Origin of the sequence: Uliginosibacterium gangwonense DSM 18521, from assembly GCF_000373965.1 — a bacterium.
GTDB classification, from domain to species: Bacteria; Pseudomonadota; Gammaproteobacteria; order Burkholderiales; family Rhodocyclaceae; genus Uliginosibacterium; species Uliginosibacterium gangwonense.
On the sequence record NZ_KB892846.1, the window covers coordinates 306712 to 319917 of the forward strand.

Annotated in this window: 13 protein-coding genes and 1 tRNA gene; 10 read left to right on the forward strand and 4 right to left on the reverse strand. The window is 56.3% G+C overall.

What is annotated here, in order from left to right; translation table 11 throughout:
* The first annotated feature begins 214 nt into the window (after window positions 1-214).
* Together B145_RS0112955 and B145_RS0112960 are read left to right on the forward strand one after the other, a co-directional pair.
* Complete coding sequence (locus B145_RS0112955) at window positions 215-1165, forward strand: DUF2059 domain-containing protein (protein WP_018607867.1); 951 nt, start codon at window positions 215-217, stop codon at window positions 1163-1165.
* Window positions 1166-1168: 3 nt separating this feature from the next.
* Window positions 1169-1510 (forward strand): immunity protein Imm33 domain-containing protein, encoded by a 342-nt coding sequence (locus B145_RS0112960; protein ID WP_018607869.1) that lies wholly within the window; start codon window positions 1169-1171, stop codon window positions 1508-1510.
* Window positions 1511-1513: 3 nt separating this feature from the next.
* On the opposite strand, the gene B145_RS25550 is transcribed toward B145_RS0112960, so the two are convergent.
* Entirely contained in the window at window positions 1514-3037 is a 1524-nt protein-coding gene (locus B145_RS25550) for an SEL1-like repeat protein (protein WP_018607871.1), read from the reverse strand.
* 370 nt (window positions 3038-3407) lie between these two features.
* Between B145_RS25550 and B145_RS0112970 the strand changes: the two genes are divergently transcribed.
* Together B145_RS0112970 and B145_RS0112975 are read left to right on the forward strand one after the other, a co-directional pair.
* On the forward strand, window positions 3408-3590 hold the full coding sequence (locus tag B145_RS0112970) for a hypothetical protein (RefSeq protein WP_018607873.1): 183 nt from the start codon (window positions 3408-3410) through the stop codon (window positions 3588-3590).
* Between the two features lie 196 nt (window positions 3591-3786).
* Window positions 3787-4179 carry an H-NS histone family protein gene (locus tag B145_RS0112975; RefSeq protein ID WP_018607875.1) on the forward strand — a complete coding sequence of 131 codons (393 nt, stop codon included), beginning with the start codon at window positions 3787-3789 and terminating at the stop codon, window positions 4177-4179.
* Between the two features lie 63 nt (window positions 4180-4242).
* On the opposite strand, the gene B145_RS0112980 is transcribed toward B145_RS0112975, so the two are convergent.
* Window positions 4243-4644 carry a dihydroneopterin aldolase gene (locus B145_RS0112980; RefSeq protein WP_026259103.1) on the reverse strand — a complete coding sequence of 134 codons (402 nt, stop codon included), beginning with the start codon at window positions 4642-4644 and terminating at the stop codon, window positions 4243-4245.
* A gap of 38 nt (window positions 4645-4682) precedes the next feature.
* Here B145_RS0112980 and plsY point away from each other — a divergent pair, with 38 nt between their 5' ends.
* Entirely contained in the window at window positions 4683-5309 is a 627-nt protein-coding gene (gene plsY / locus B145_RS0112985; RefSeq protein ID WP_018607879.1) for a glycerol-3-phosphate 1-O-acyltransferase PlsY, read from the forward strand.
* A gap of 3 nt (window positions 5310-5312) precedes the next feature.
* Here the strand turns inward: plsY and tsaD are convergent, their stop codons facing one another.
* Window positions 5313-6359 carry a tRNA (adenosine(37)-N6)-threonylcarbamoyltransferase complex transferase subunit TsaD gene (gene tsaD / locus B145_RS0112990; protein ID WP_018607881.1) on the reverse strand — a complete coding sequence of 349 codons (1047 nt, stop codon included), beginning with the start codon at window positions 6357-6359 and terminating at the stop codon, window positions 5313-5315.
* Between the two features lie 114 nt (window positions 6360-6473).
* On the opposite strand from tsaD, the gene rpsU reads away from it, so the two are divergent.
* The 5 genes from rpsU to B145_RS0113015 all read left to right on the forward strand — a co-directional run bounded on the left by rpsU (window position 6474) and on the right by B145_RS0113015 (window position 11365).
* Window positions 6474-6686 (forward strand): 30S ribosomal protein S21, encoded by a 213-nt coding sequence (gene rpsU, locus B145_RS0112995; RefSeq protein ID WP_018607882.1) that lies wholly within the window; start codon window positions 6474-6476, stop codon window positions 6684-6686.
* A gap of 157 nt (window positions 6687-6843) precedes the next feature.
* A complete protein-coding gene (locus B145_RS0113000) occupies window positions 6844-7293 on the forward strand; it encodes a GatB/YqeY domain-containing protein (protein WP_018607884.1) in 450 nt (149 codons plus the stop codon).
* 115 nt (window positions 7294-7408) lie between these two features.
* Window positions 7409-9181, forward strand: coding sequence for a DNA primase (gene dnaG, locus B145_RS0113005; RefSeq protein ID WP_018607886.1), 1773 nt, complete (start codon window positions 7409-7411; stop codon window positions 9179-9181).
* 51 nt (window positions 9182-9232) lie between these two features.
* Window positions 9233-11203 carry an RNA polymerase sigma factor RpoD gene (gene rpoD, locus B145_RS0113010; RefSeq protein ID WP_018607887.1) on the forward strand — a complete coding sequence of 657 codons (1971 nt, stop codon included), beginning with the start codon at window positions 9233-9235 and terminating at the stop codon, window positions 11201-11203.
* 83 nt (window positions 11204-11286) lie between these two features.
* Window positions 11287-11365 (forward strand) — tRNA-Ile (locus B145_RS0113015).
* A 717-nt stretch (window positions 11366-12082) separates the two neighbouring features.
* Here B145_RS0113015 and B145_RS28120 read toward each other — a convergent pair.
* Window positions 12083-12826, reverse strand: a complete 744-nt coding sequence (locus B145_RS28120) for an NINE protein (RefSeq protein WP_018607888.1) — start codon at window positions 12824-12826, stop codon at window positions 12083-12085.
* Window positions 12827-13206 lie beyond the last annotated feature (380 nt).

Here is a 13206-nt window from a genome sequence, read left to right on the forward strand (position 1 = left end):
ATACCATGCCGAAGCAATGCGCACGTCATCATAATCCCGGCGGGGTTCTACAACATTGCAGATTACAGTGAACGGGGCGCCTGCCAAGGCGCTGATCCCGCAAAAAGCCAGGTTTCCATCCAGCCCTCCGCCAGAACCCCCTCATCAAGATTGAATGGCGCAGCAAGACAACTGTCTGCCATAATCAGCATTTCAGTCATTCCCCCTTACGATTATGCTGATCATCAAGCGATATATTCTTGCGGCCTGCCTATTTGCTACACCACTGGCAGGCAATATGGGCAATGCCTACGCCACCCCTGCCACGGCGGAATCCCTGGAACACATCCTGCAAACCGAGCAAGTCCCCCAGATGCTGGAAGAAACCATGGGCCAATTGGAAGCCCTGCAAAACCAAGAACTCACCACGGAGGCCGATCCGGCACAGCGGCAAAAGAAGCAGGCCATGGTGCGGGAGATTTCAGCGTTCCTGCATGAAGAATTTGCCTGGGACAAGCTTCAACCCATGATCATCAAGGCCTACCAGGAAAAATTCAGCGAGGAAGATGCGCAGGCCATGCTCACATACTATGCAACCCCCGGCGGCAAACTCTACGTGGAGAAGTTCAAACCCCTGGCCTTCAAATTTGCCTTGCAATTGGGTAGCAATATTCAGCCGCAATTGGCGACCGCGCTAAGCATGGCAGATGGCACTCAAGCCCTGGCAAAGAAGTTGCCAGCAGCATGGAAACCCGTTACAGCCCAAGAAAAAACCGCACTGCGCCTGCTTCAGATCACACTCAAACCGCAATTTGAAGAGCGCATGGTCCGTGTCCAAGAAGGCATGGCCAACGCCATGCGCCCGGCATGGGGCAAGAACTTCGACAAAAACAATCTCCGGCTGGGTCAGGCACTGCGTCAACAACTCAATTTTGACGCGGTCATCGCACCTATGTATGCCAAAACGCTGGTAGCTGGATTGAGCGAAGCAGAAATGCGTACCTTGATCGATAGCGAATCACAACCCACACGCAAACACCAGACCGCCTTGATCGAAAGCGCCGAAGAAAACATGCAGCAGGTATTCCAGACTTGGCTGCAGACTGACCTGCAACCCAAACTGATCGCAAAAATGATGGCCAGCATGGCCACCACCCCTGAAGCCTCCCAGAGCAATGCGCAATAAGCCATGACGACCAGTGCTACGCAAATTGCAGTTTGCCAACGCTACACCTCCCAGGCGGTAGCCCCCCCCGCAAACACCCGCATTGGCGTAGCGCTGGCATCCATCGGGCAGAACCCGATCTATGGGGTGCGCTTTGCGCCTGAAGACGATATGGCAGGCTGGTTCATCTGGTGTGGCGAGCACTCGGATGCGGTGGATTTCTACCAAAGCGTGCATGTTAGCCACCTGGATGAATTGCTCCCCCTGGTGCTGCCCTACCTTGCACTGGCACCGGGCCACCGCTTCATCATCGACCACGAAGGCTATGAAGACGTTTGGCTTGATCCGGATATAACATCCGGCTAGCCATCAAGGAGACGGACGGGCGTCTGTCACCTTCCGATACCACTTGAGCGCCTCGGCATGATCCAGGGCTACGCCATTGCCCTCGTCGTACATTTTGCCGATTGCATACATGGCCGCCACATCCCCCTGCTCGGCCGCCTTGAGATACCACTTCATGGCGAGCGCATAATCCTGTGCTATTACCCCTCCATGCGCATACCACTCACCCAGGCTACGCTGTGCGAAGACATAGCCCTTGGTCGCAGCCTGAGTCATCCATTTAAGCCCAACATCAGGGTTGGGCATCAAGTCTGCGCCCCCTGCCCAGTAGAGAAAGCCCATTGAATACTGCGCCGCAGGCAGCCCCTGCTCCGCTGCACGCTGCAACCACTTCACGCTTTCTGCCGAATTCTTTTGTACGCCCTGGCCTGCAAGATATAAACGCCCGAGATTGTATTGGGCATTGGCATTGCCCTGTGTGGCAGCTCGCCGATACCAGATGAAGGCTTCCTGATAGTCCTTTTCGACCCCGGCTCCATACTGATACGCCACACCAAGGCTGTTCTGGGCCATCACCATGCCTTGCTCTGCGGCCAGACGATACAGCCGGGCGGCTTTTTCCGGGTCACGATCAACGCCTGCGCCATTGGCATACAAAACCGCCAGATTGTTTTGCGCGTCGGCATAGCCACTATTTACAGCAGGCAGATACCACTTGGCCGCTTCGGCAAAATCCTGCTTCACCCCCTGGCCGAAGTGATACGCCACCGCCAATGAATACTGCGCCAGAACATGCCCCTGCTGGGCAGCCATGCGCAACCACTTGATGGACTCCGAGGCATCAACGGCAACCAAAGTGCCATCCCGATAAAACGCCCCCAGAGAATATTGGGCAGACGCCTGCCCATGGGCGGCAGCAAGCCGATACCAGCGCAGCCCTTCGCCGACATCCTTAGCCACCCCCTCGGCACGCATATACATCAGGCCCAGGTTATATTCCGCATTGCCATTACCTTGCGCGGCGGCGAGACGATAGCATTTGAGCGCCGCAGCAAAATCCTGCGCCACCCCATTACCCTGGTAATACAGCACGCCCAGGTTATTTTGCGCCAATGCACTCCCTTGGTCGGCGGCAAGACGATACCACTTGAGCGCGCTGGCGAGATCCCGCGGAACCACGCGCCCTTCGTCATACATAACCCCAAGTTCGTACTGGGCCACTACATTGCCTTGCTCAGCCGCACGCAAGATCGGCGTAAAGTTATCCACCGGTGGGCGCTGGTGGGCGATGCCATCGCCCAAGTCATAGGAAGTCACCACCTTGCCCAAGGCAGCCAAATGCTTCTGCCACACTTGGGCGCCAGTCAGGGGAAACTGGCGCCGAGGCATGAACAAACCATGCAGGGCATCGGTCTGCCAGTTAGCTAGCGACTCAAGCGCCTGCTGTACCTCCGGCGATTCCGCGACAGGCACCTCAGCCCCCTGTGCCCAAGCGGAGGCCACACACATGCCTACCCAAAGCGAAAACCAATATTTTTGCCCAGACATCTATTACAAATCCCCCACCAAAGCATCCACTCCGTTTTGCCATGATTGTCGCCTGTCTTGCCCTGCCAGCCAAGCAATACGCTGAGGCGTAATGCTTGATACCCCCTTGTGCAAGCCCACCGCCGATCATCCAAATGACGATGTCTTGCTTGACTGAGCCGATATCCGCCATATCAATTAAAAAAGAATTTCTCCCCTTTTTTGATCATGCATTCAAAGCTTGTTCTTTGCCCTCTGCATCCGTGCAAAAACAAACACTGTGTTTGATAATTTCCAAAATCCGATAAAACAAATAAATTACCGGCCCATTATTTATCGCGGCAGTTTAAAACCAATAAAACTGAGCCGCTGCAATCTGAATTCCTGAGACATGAAATATCTGGACAACACATGTCCTTTGGCAAAATCCAAATCCATTATGAAGCCCCCTCCGCTTGCCGCTCAGCGCACGCCCATCAAGCTTGCAGGCAGGCCCGGCGATGGCTGGATATCCAGAATTCCCATCTTGGCGCTACGCCCAAAAAAAGCAAAACACTATAAATTCAATGCCTGAAGCATGTAACTAAATATGTACAGCAAGACATTTACAATCAAAATGACGTCAAATGCATCAAGACTGTTATAATCGGACGGAAGGCAAGTAATCAGCCCTGCTGGAATGTCAATTGGCAATTTCCATAACATGGCAAAAATACTTCCTTTTCTTGGTTTTTTGACTGAGCTTTTATAGCCGAAACAGGATTGGACAAATGGATATTTCGAATCTTTCTCTCAGCGAGTTGCGCCGTCTGCAAGCCCGTGTTGAGGCTGAAATCAGCCGTCGCACAGACACCACCAAGCGTGATCTGCTCAAGAAAGTACAAAAGATGGCCTCGGATGCAGGCGTATCGCTGGAAGACCTGATCGACAGCAAGCCCGCCGCCAAGGCAGCGGGTGCCAAGCGTGGCCGCAAGCCCAAAGCCGCCGTCGCAGCACCAACCGCCCCGGTACGTGGCAAGAAAAAAGGTAAAGTTGCGCCGCAATACCGCCACCCAGACGACGCCTCACTGCAATGGACAGGCCGTGGCCGCAAGCCGCAATGGGTTGCCGAGCAACTGGCTACAGGCAAATCAATGGATGATCTGAAGATCTCCAAGCGTTAATCTGCTGGCATTACCGTAAAAACGGGCATTCAGGGATCGACCTTGAACGCCCGTTTTTCTATTTTAGTTCCTCGGCATACCGATGGGGCCGGGAGGCGAAGACGGTAGCGCCTCGCCATTACGGCCACGCTCAATATAGACACCTACCCGGCGCACATTGCGGATCACACCCGGCTTGGCGATAGACACCCGCACCCAGGGGGCGTTGAACTCCTCGAATAGCAGCGAGACGATATATTCGCCCAATGTTTCCAGCAAATTGAACTGGTGCTGTTGCAGGACTTCGCCGATACGATTGACCACGGTTTCGTAGTCAATCGTGTCAGCAATGTCGTCACGCAAGGCGGCGGCATCCGGCACGCCGAAAGTCAGGTTAAGCTCCAGCATTTGGGCTGCTGAACGCTCACGCGGATAAATTCCTATACGCGCTTCGACCTGTAAGCCCTCTACGAAGATAAAATCCATTCTCTTTTGACCTTTGGGGCTCGCCCCACTTTTTGGAAATGGCAAAGATTCTAACCCTGCTTGCGCTCTCCTACCTGATCGGATCAATCCCTTTTGCGGTTTTGATCAGCCGCCTCATGGGCTTGTCCGACCCTCGCAGCTTTGGCTCAGGCAACCCTGGTGCCACCAACGTGCTGCGCAGCGGCAACAAATTCGCCGCCCTCCTCACCCTGGTCGGGGATGCGGCCAAAGGGGGCTTGGTCGTCTGTCTTGCCAGCTACTTTGCCACTGAATTGGGCATCAGCGTGGGCCAACAGGCCATGATCGCCTTCGCCGCCTTTCTGGGCCATGTATTCTCTGTCTTCCTGCGCTTCAAGGGTGGCAAAGGAGTTGCCACTGCAGCCGGGGTGCTGCTGGGCATCTCCCCGCTGCTTGGGGTGGCCGTGATGGGGGTATGGGTTGCCGTTGCAGCGCTGTCACGTTACTCATCGGCTGCAGCACTCAGCGCCGCCGTTGCCGCACCAATCATTGCCCACCTCTTCCTCCAGTCTCCCGCCTGGACAACCTGCAGCCTAGGCATGAGCGCCATCCTGATCTGGCGCCACAAGGCCAACATCAGCCGTCTGCTAGCAGGCACCGAAGGCAAAATCGGCAAGAAGAAAGCGGCTTCGACCTCAGAAACCTGACGGTTACGCAATCTCGCTCAGCGGCCAACGCGGGCGGATCGCAAATGCACCCTGCGTACCCGCCCCCTGTTTGCCTGCCTGAATGCGCATCGCACAGGCGAAGGCAATCATCGCGCCATTGTCCGAGCAATACTCCAACTCCGGAAAATACACACGCGCCCGGCGACGGGCCGTTTCACGTTTGAGTACTTCGCGCAGGCTCGCATTGGCACCGACACCGCCCGCAACCACCAGACGGGACAACCCGGTCTGCTTGAGCGCAGCCAGCGCCTTGGCGCACAACACATCCACCACGGCAGCTTGAAACTCCGCCGCCAGATCTGCCGTCTGAGACGCATCAAATTCAGGCTGGCGCGTTGCCGTCAGCACCGCCGTTTTCAGGCCGCTGAAGCTGAACATCAGGTCGCCCGAATGAATCATGGGACGCGGTAACTTGAAGCGCCCCGGCACACCCGTGGCCGCCAGACGCGACAAGGCCGGGCCACCGGGGTAGCCCAAACCAATCAGTTTGGCGGTCTTGTCAAAGGCCTCGCCTGCGGCATCATCGACACTCTCACCCAGCAATTCATAATCCCCCACCCCGCCCACACGCATGAGCTGGGTGTGCCCGCCCGACACCAGCAGTGCCACAAAGGGAAACTCTGGCGGATCTTGCGAGAGCATGGGAGAAAGCAGATGCCCCTCCAGGTGATGAATCGGGATCGCAGGAATATCCAATGAGAATGCCAGGGCTTCGGCAAAGCTTGCCCCAACCAAGAGCGCGCCCGCCAGCCCCGGCCCCGTGGTGTAGCCCACCGCGCCCAGGTCTTGCAGGCCACAGCCCGCAGCCGCCAGCGCCTCGCGCAGCAAGGGCACCACGCGCCGAACGTGGTCGCGGGAAGCCAGCTCTGGCACCACACCCCCATAGGCCGCATGCAAATCAATCTGGGAGAACAGGCGGTGCGCCAACAGCCCCCGCCCGACCTCGGCCAAACCGATACCCGTTTCGTCGCAGGAGGACTCAACCCCCAGCACCAGCGTTCGCTTGATCTCTTGCTTCATGTGTTGCATTTTAGCCGATTCAAGGCCATGCCAGCACAACATGCCAACAAGGGGCTTGGTTTTTCTTCCGGAAGTGATTACACTAGTGGACTCTTCTACATCCCTGCCTACCAAGGAACCAGAATGCCGGGCGTACGCGTCAAAGAAAACGAACCGTTTGAAGTTGCCATTCGCCGCTTCAAGCGCACCATCGAAAAGGCTGGCACGCTGACTGAGTTGCGTGCCCGCGAATCCTACGAAAAGCCCACCACGGAGCGTAAGCGCAAAAAAGCTGCTGCCGTGAAGCGTTTGCACAAGCGTCTGCGCAGCCAAACCCTGCCGCCGAAGCTGTACTAATACTGCCCCGGTACGCTGCAGGCACTTTGCCTGAAGCCCACCGGCGCCGCTTCCATCTGGATGGCACGAACCCGGAACCCTGAATGGGTTACCGGGTTTTTGTATTACGCCAGATATCATTCACGATCTGTAGCGATTGCATCGGAGAGATCACACAATGAGCTTGAAAGAACGCATCAACGAAGATATGAAGGCAGCCATGCGCGCCAAAGAAACAGCCAAGCTGGGCGCCATCCGCCTGCTGATGGCTGCGATGAAGCAGCGCGAAGTGGACGAGCGCATCACGCTTGATGACGCAGCCATCATCGCAATCACTGACAAGCTCCTCAAGCAGCGCCGTGACTCCGTGACCCAATACGACGCTGCAGGCCGCAAGGATCTGGCGGATGCCGAACGCTTCGAGATCGAAGTGCTTTCCGCCTACATGCCTGCTGCCCTGTCGGACGCAGAGATTGATGCCGCCATCCAGGCCGCAATTGCCGAGACCGGCGCCAGCGGCCCGGCCGACATGGGCAAGCTGATGGCAGCGCTCAAGCCCAAGCTGGCGGGCCGTGCTGACATGAGTGCAGTCTCCGGTCGCGTCAAGGCAGCACTTGCCAAAGCCTGACCAGCAGTAAAATCAGAGTCGTCACCCGCACAAGCGGCTTGCGGTGACGGCTCGTTGCTTTCGTGGCATCCCCCGGATGCTGCGAGCCCCCCATCGTTGTACTTATGGAGCAGGAATGATTCCAGAATCATTCATTCAGGATGTATTGGCGCGCACAGATATTGTGAGCCTGATTGAGCGCTATGTGCCGCTCAAAAAGGGCGGCGCCAACTACATGGCCTGCTGCCCCTTTCACAACGAGAAAAGCCCCTCTTTCACCGTCAGCCCCAGCAAACAGTTCTACCACTGCTTTGGCTGTGGAGCGCATGGCACCGCCATTGGCTTCCTGATGGAATACAGCGGCCTGTCGTTCCGGGACGCCATGCGTGATCTGGCGCAGCAATTGGGCATGCAACTGCCGCAAGAAGATGCCAGCCCAGAGCAGCACGTCCAGTCACAAAGCCTGCTGGAAGTGATGAAACGCTCCAGCCTGTATTTCCGCGAACAGCTCCGCTATGCGCCCACCGCCATTGAATACCTCAAAAAGCGCGGCTTGACCGGAGAAATCGCCAAACAGTTCGGCATCGGCTACGCCCCGGCAGACTGGCAAAACCTGAAAAGCGTTTTTGGCACTCATTACGACGACCCGCAACTACTGGAAGCCGGAATGGTGATCCAGAACGATGCCGGGCGGCGCTACGACCGCTTCCGGGATCGGGTGATGTTCCCCATCCTGGACCAACGTGGCAACGTGATCGCCTTTGGCGGACGCGTGATTGGCACCGGGGAGCCCAAATACCTGAACTCGCCCGAGACCCCGCTGTTTGAAAAGGGGCACGAACTCTACGGTCTCTTCCAGGCACGCCAGGCCATTCGGGAAAGTGGCACGGTCGTTGTGGTCGAAGGCTACATGGACGTGGTCGCGCTCGCCCAATTCGGCTTCGGGCAAGCTGTCGCCACCCTCGGCACCGCCACCACCGCCACCCACATCCAGAAACTGTTCCGCCACGCCGAGCGCATCGTCTTCTGCTTCGACGGCGACAACGCCGGGCGCAAAGCCGCCCACCGCGCCCTGGAAAACAGCCTGGAACTCTTGGCCGACGACAAGGAAATCCGCTTCCTGTTTCTGCCGCCAGAACATGACCCGGACAGCTTTGTGCGTGACAACGGCCTGGAAGCCTTCCACCGCGCCGTGCACGAAGCCATGCCGCTGTCAGAATACCTGCTGCGCGAACTCAAGGCCGATCTCAATCTGAATACGGCCGAAGACCGTGCCCGCCTCATCCACGAAGCCAAGGCACTGGTCCCCAAAATCGCGGCTCCCGTTCTCCGCCTGCAAACCATTCGCATGCTTGCTGAAGAGAGCGGCTTGAGCCAAGATGAAGTCATGAATGCGCTTGAACTCAAAGAAGGCTCACCAGGGCGCCGCCCTGCCACGCCTGCGCGCGCGCCACGTAGTGCCAAGCTCAGCATCCATCGCCAACTGCTCAATGCCCTGGTCACCTACCCGGACCTTTGCGGCAAGCTCCCCGGCGACATTCAGGATCTGGTTGGCCAAACCGAAGAGTGGCCCGTGGTTCAACGCCTGATTGACCTGCACGACGATGGCAGCCACAACGAAGCCGCATTGCTGGCCCATCTACTGGAACGCTACCGCGACACCCCGCAACAAGACATCGTTGGGGAACTGATCGCGCTCAGCGAACTCAACCCGATTGCCGAGGACAATGCAGCCGAAGAGCTCGAAGGCATCCTGCGCAAACTTCGACTGCAAAACCTTGACGCACACATCTTGCAACTGCAACAACTTGCTGCCGCCGGTCGCCTGGATGCCGCGCAAAGCAAGCATTACGCCGAGCTTCTCTCGCAAAAACAGAAGCTTAAATCTGGACAACAACATGCTGGATAGCCTAGAATTTATGGTTTTCCCGAACAAATCGCCCTTGAACCGAGGAATCTGATGGCCAAGGAAAAAGCAAAAGACCCGCGCAAAGACCTGCCCAAAGCAAAACAAGGTCGGGCGAAAGACAAAGGCAAAGATCTTCCAATCGAAATCCTGCCCTCTGACAATAGCAACGACGCCGAAGTCCGCCGCACCCGGTTGAAAAACCTGATCGCGCTGGGCAAGGAACGTGGCTATCTGACCTACGCGGAAATCAACGACCACCTGCCGGACGACCTCGTCGACGCAGAGCAGATCGAATCGATCATCACCACGTTTGCCGACATGGGCATCCAGGTGTTTGATGTCGCCCCTGCCTCTGAAGACCTGCTGCTGTCTGACAGCGTGCCGACCGCCGTGGTCGACGAAGAAGTTGAAGAGGAAGCCGAGCAAGCGCTTTCTTCCGTCGACTCCGAATTCGGCCGCACCACCGACCCTGTGCGCATGTACATGCGTGAAATGGGCACCGTGGAGTTGCTCACCCGCGAAGGCGAAATCGAGATTGCCAAGCGCATCGAAGACGGCCTCAAGCACATGGTGCTCGCCATCTCCGCCTGCCCAACCACGATTGCCGACATCCTCGCCATGGCCGACAAAGTCGCCAAGGACGAAATGCGCATCGATGAAATCGTCGACGGCCTGATCGACCCGAACGCCGTTGAAGAAGCCGCCGAACTACCCGACAGCGACGAGGAAGAACTCGAAGCCGCCGAGGAAGAAGAGGAAGAGGACGAGGATGAAGCCGCTGGCGGCGCCATGTCCGCGTCCCTCATCCAACTCAAGGCAGACGCGCTGGAACGCTTTGATGTCATTCGTGGCCTCTACGAAAAGATGCTCCCCGTGCTTGCCAAAAAAGGCCCGCACGACCCGGCATGTCTTGAACTGCACGAACTGATCAGCGCCGAGCTGATGAACTTCCGCTTCACCGCCCGCGTCATCGAAAGCCTGTGCGACAGCGTTCGCCACATGGTAGAAAACGTCCGCAAGCACGAGCGCAAGATCCTCGACCTCTGCGTTGAACGCGCTGGCATGGCCCGCCCCCATTTCATCAAGAGCTTCCCCGGCAACGAAACCGACCTGGATTGGCTCAAGAACGAAATCGCCAGCGGAGCCGACTACGCCGCGACCTTGATGCGCCTGCAACCGGCCGTACTCGAAGAGCAACAAAAGCTCATCGACCTGCAAGACCGCATCCAGATCCCGCTCAAGGACCTCAAGGAAATCAACAAGCAGATGAGCACCGGCGAAGCCAAAATGCGCCGTGCCAAACGCGAGATGACCGAGGCTAACCTACGTCTGGTGATCTCCATCGCCAAGAAGTACACTAACCGTGGCCTGCAGTTCCTCGACCTCATCCAGGAAGGCAACATCGGCCTGATGAAGGCCGTGGACAAGTTTGAATACCGCCGTGGCTACAAGTTCTCCACCTACGCCACATGGTGGATTCGCCAAGCCATCACCCGCTCGATTGCCGACCAGGCCCGCACCATCCGTATCCCGGTGCACATGATCGAAACCATCAACAAGATGAACCGCATCTCGCGGCAAATCCTGCAAGAAACCGGCCTCGAACCCGACCCGGCCACCCTTGCAGTCAAGATGGAAATGCCGGAAGACAAGATCCGCAAGATCATGAAGATTTCCAAGGAGCCCATCTCCATGGAAACCCCGATCGGCGACGACGACGACTCCCACCTGGGCGACTTCATCGAAGACACCGCCACGCTCGCCCCGGCGGACGCAGCGCTGTACTCCTCGCTCAAGGAAGTCACCAAGGAAATCCTCGACTCCCTCACCCCGAGGGAAGCCAAGGTGCTGCGCATGCGCTTCGGCATCGAAATGAACACCGACCACACCCTTGAGGAAGTCGGCAAGCAATTCGACGTCACCCGCGAACGCATCCGCCAGATCGAAGCCAAAGCCCTACGCAAACTGCGCCACCCCTCTCGCTCCGAGAAACTGCGCAGCTTCCTGGACGGCGAAGGCTAAGCAGCAAGCCTGAAGTGGGACCCCGGCACAAAGCCCTTCCCACTTCAAGCCAAGCCTGCTAACCTTGCCGCCTTAAAGAATTAGGGCCTCTAGCTCATGCTTGGTTAGAGCAGCGGACTCATAATCCGTTGGTGCCGTGTTCGACTCACGGGAGGCCCACCAAAAATTAAGGACTTGGAAGAAATTCCAAGTCCTTTTTTCTTTAAAAGTTCAACGGCGGATTTCGTAGTCGAATCTGTAACTCAGTACCAAATTTGGTGCTGCACGACTGACAAGGGGTAGTGACAGGGAGGCTTCAAGGCACCGCAATCCTGTTTTTAACCACCTCAATTCGTGCGAATGTTTCCAACCTTCAAACTCTTTGAAGATAAGCATTGCGATACGCTGAGAATCAGATACTTGGCAAATGGGACATATCCTGTTGCAGCCTCCCTGTCATTACCCCTTTCTCGTCTGGCACTTATGCTTGAGAACACCATCTCCCGCACCAAAGCTCATTTATCTTATTGCATCCTCCGCTGTTGTTCTACAGACAGCGACAATCACCATTTGTTCACTACACCAATGGCTTAATCAGCATTTCCTTAAATGAAGTCACATCGAAATTCAAGCCAAAATAGCCTTCGAGTATTGCGTATGAAATGAGATCGAAACAGAAATTGGTACAATATTATCTCTGATGCCCTAAACATATAGGTTTTGGTACAAGTCTTGGAACTTGATGGATAACGACCTCACTTCATTGCTCACTCTTCAAAGGCAATCCCCCTGAAAGTGGAGCGATTCAGAATCGGGCTTGGAGCGAACCACTGGATCAATGCCAATTCAATACGCGGAACTGGGATGAAACAAGGGGCGCCTGAGCGCCCCTGTTTGAAATCAGTTCTTACGACACATATGGGGCAACATGCCTTGGCGAATCGTTTCTGATGAGCAGGTCCAGATCACTTTTCCCTGGGCATCCACCTCTGGGGTGAAGAGCAACGAAGCATCTGCGCCAGCCGAGGTGTTCACGTACACGGTCAAGATTCCGTTTTCGGGGTTCAGCTCGACATTACGGATTTGTTTGGACAGGTGGCTTGCGTCAACCCCTACGGTTTTCAGATCGGGTGGTACTTGTTTGTTGGTCATGTAATATTCGCCGATCGCCACAGTGGTTGGCTGAACAGCGGCATATGCTTCCGCAAGACGGGCGCGAACGGTGTAGTCCTGATACGCGGGCAGTGCGATGGCGGCGAGGATGCCGATCATGGCGATGCCGACGAATCCGCCCACGATAACCACTATCGCTATCAATCCGCCGGAGCTAGCTTGCTGACGGCCCGGGCCGTATTTGGCACCCCAACTTTCGTTGGAGGTGCACAGAAAAACGATGAACTCAATAAAAGCAATGATGGAGGGAATGAAGGTGAGGGAGAACAGAAGATAGAACAGCCCCCACCACTGCCCAAGATAGAAGCGATGCACCCCGAAACCGCCGAAGAAGAAGGCCAGCACGGCGGCCGTAGTTTTGCTCTTGCCGGTGCCTTGCGAAGTTGGCGCACCACAGCTTGGGCAGGCAAACGCAGTTTGATGCATCTGCTTGCCGCAGGCACGACAAAAGATCATTTCATTCTGATTCATTTCAATCCCCCGTCTATTGACTCGTTTATAGTAAAAATTTGATCACTGCATAGAGTAAACGCGATCATTTTGGGGGATATCGTTCAAGGCTGGCAAGCATAAGCCTGCATCCAGATTGATCGTTGCGGGTCAGAGCCGCTCCACGCTTCCCTACCGCCGGTCCGCCCAAACATGCAGCCTATCGCCCTCGTGCCAAAAATTTGCCTGGAAGTGACAAAAAACGGCCAAACCATAAAAGCACAATCCACTTCCTGGGTGTTGGCCTCCATGTATACAAGTTTGGGCCTTTCTCTCAGGCCGCCTGAGGCCGTTCCCGATTGACCGTCTATCAGGCGCAAACCTGCGTGACCCTGATGGGCATGCATGCTGCTTAAGAGATC